General features: G+C 41.9%; 2 protein-coding genes. Both read left to right on the plus strand.

Annotated elements, in window-relative coordinates; genetic code table 11:
- The first annotated feature begins 265 nt into the window (after positions 1 to 265).
- Positions 266 to 631 carry an Asp23/Gls24 family envelope stress response protein gene (locus NF418_RS10205; protein WP_105109350.1) on the plus strand — a complete coding sequence of 122 codons (366 nt, stop codon included), beginning with the start codon at positions 266 to 268 and terminating at the stop codon, positions 629 to 631.
- Between the two features lie 2 nt (positions 632 to 633).
- Entirely contained in the window at positions 634 to 2298 is a 1665-nt protein-coding gene (locus NF418_RS10210) for a DAK2 domain-containing protein (RefSeq protein ID WP_256779518.1), read from the plus strand.
- Positions 2299 to 2444 lie beyond the last annotated feature (146 nt).

Below are 2444 nucleotides of genomic sequence, written 5' to 3' on the forward strand. Positions count from 1 at the left end.
TCCCACATACTTTGATAACATTCTTTCTAAAACAGGTGCCTTGCCAGTTTTTGATGCGACGTCTAGCGTCAAAAGAGTTCTCGACTTAACAAGACACCTCTACTTTAACATAAAGAAAAAGTAGTGAATACTTTCTCCCGTCGGAGATTTCTTCACTACTAATCTTAGTATGTTTTGGTTCCTTTCAGCTGTCACAAGCTTGTTTTTTACAGAATCTGGAAAATGTGGTAAAATGGAGTGATAAAACTATTTGAGGTAAGGAATTATGACTGTAAAAATCAATACAAAAGACGGCCAGATTGAATTGACTGATGAAGTGATTGCCACAGTTGTCGGTGGTGCTACGACTGAGATTTTCGGTGTTGTTGGTATGGCTAGTAAGTCTGCGATTAAGGATAATTTTCAGGCACTTTTGCGCAAAGAAAATTATTCTAAGGGTGTTGTCATTAAGACCTTGGAAGATGGTCGCATTGCAGTCGATGTTTACACTGTAATGAGTTACGGTGTGAAAATCAGTGAAGTATCTCGCAATATCCAAGAACGTGTGATGTTCAACTTGGAGAATCAATTGGGTATCTCTGTTGATGCCGTTAATGTTTTTATCCAAAATATTAAAGTCGTAGGAGAATAATTGTGTCTAAAATTACAACAAGTTTATTTCAAGAAATGGTGCAGGCAGCATCTACTCGTCTGAATAAACAAGCTGAATATGTAAACTCTTTAAACGTCTTTCCTGTTCCAGATGGTGATACGGGGACCAATATGGGAATGACCATTACAAATGGTGCCAAAGAAGTGGCAGATAAGCCTGCAAATACAGTTGGGGAAGTCGCTCAAATCTTGTCAAAAGGTTTGCTTATGGGTGCTCGCGGAAACTCTGGGGTTATTACGTCACAATTGTTCCGTGGTTTTGGTCAGTCTGTCAAAGGCAAGGTTGAATTGGATGGTAAGGATTTGGCGCAAGCCTTCCAACATGGTGTCGAAGTGGCTTATAAGGCTGTAATGAAACCAGTTGAAGGTACCATTTTGACGGTTTCTCGTGGGGCAGCCACTGCCGCTTTGAAAAAAGCAGAAGAAACTGATGATGCTGTGGAAGTAATGCGTGCGACTCTAGAAGGCGCCAACCGTGCCCTCAAGAAAACACCTGATATGCTTCCAGTCTTGAAAGAGGTTGGGGTTGTCGATTCAGGTGGCCAAGGTCTGGTGTACATCTACGAAGGCTTCTTGTCAGCTTTGACAGGTGAGTACATTGCGTCAGAGGATTTTGAAGCAACTCCAGCTGTTATGTCTGAGATGATCAATGCTGAGCACCACAAGTCAGTTGCTGGTCATGTAGCGACTGAGGATATTACCTTTGGTTACTGTACAGAAATCATGGTAGCTCTTCGCCAAGGCCCTACTTATGTGAGGGACTTTGATTATGAAGAATTCCGCAACTATCTTAATGACCTTGGGGATTCTCTTCTAGTTGTCAACGATGATGAAATTGTTAAAGTCCACGTCCATACAGAAGACCCAGGTTTGGTCATGCAAGCGGGTCTTCAATACGGTAGCTTGGTCAAGGTAAAAGTGGACAACATGCGTGAACAACATGAAGCGCAGGTTGAAAAAGAAGAAGCCTTCCAAAAACCAGCTGAGCAAAAAGAATACGGTATTATCGCTGTTGCAGCAGGTGAGGGATTGACAGAGATCTTCAAATCACAAGGCGTTGACTATGTGATTTCAGGTGGTCAGACCATGAACCCATCTACAGAAGACTTTGTCAATGCTATTGAATTGGTCAATGCTCGTAATGTCATCTTGCTTCCAAACAACAAGAATATCTTGATGGCGGCTCAGACGGCTGCTGAGGTTGCAGAAGTGGCAGTTAAGGTTGTGGAAACCAAGACTCTGCCACAAGGTTTTACTAGCTTGCTTGCCTTTGATCCAAGTCGTGATTTGGAAAGTAACTTTGAAGCGATGACGGCATCTCTTGCAGAGGTGAAAAGCGGTAGCGTGACAACTGCAGTCCGCGACACAACCATCGATGGTCTTGAAATCCATGAAAATGACAACCTTGGTATGGTTGATGGCAAGATTGTGGTGTCCAATCCAGATATGATGGAGACACTAGTTGCTACTTTTGAGAAAATGCTGGACGAAGATAGTGAAATCGTAACTATCTATATCGGTGAAGATGGTGATGAGGAACTCGCTCAAACTCTTGCTGAACAGCTAGAAGAACAATTGGAAGATGTCGAGGTTGAAATTCATCAAGGAAATCAACCGGTTTATCCATATCTTTTCAGCGTAGAATAAACGAAAATCGTAGGCCTAGGTGATATACTCCCCTTATAGTGGACAGTGAAAAAACAAAAATTTTCACTAGAAACTATGAGGGGAGTTTTATTATGTCCAAAAGAAGTCCAAAATCTGTATCTGAGAAACTAGAAATAGTTCTACTG

The sequence above is a fragment of the Streptococcus suis genome (genome assembly GCF_024509555.1).
In the GTDB taxonomy this organism is placed as follows: domain Bacteria; phylum Bacillota; class Bacilli; order Lactobacillales; family Streptococcaceae; genus Streptococcus; species Streptococcus suis_AD.

Excerpts from the sequence above, each read along its gene's own strand:
- NF418_RS10205 (WP_105109350.1), top strand. The coding sequence starts at position 266 with ATGACTGTAAAAATCAATACAAAAGACGGCCAGATTGAATTGACTGAT.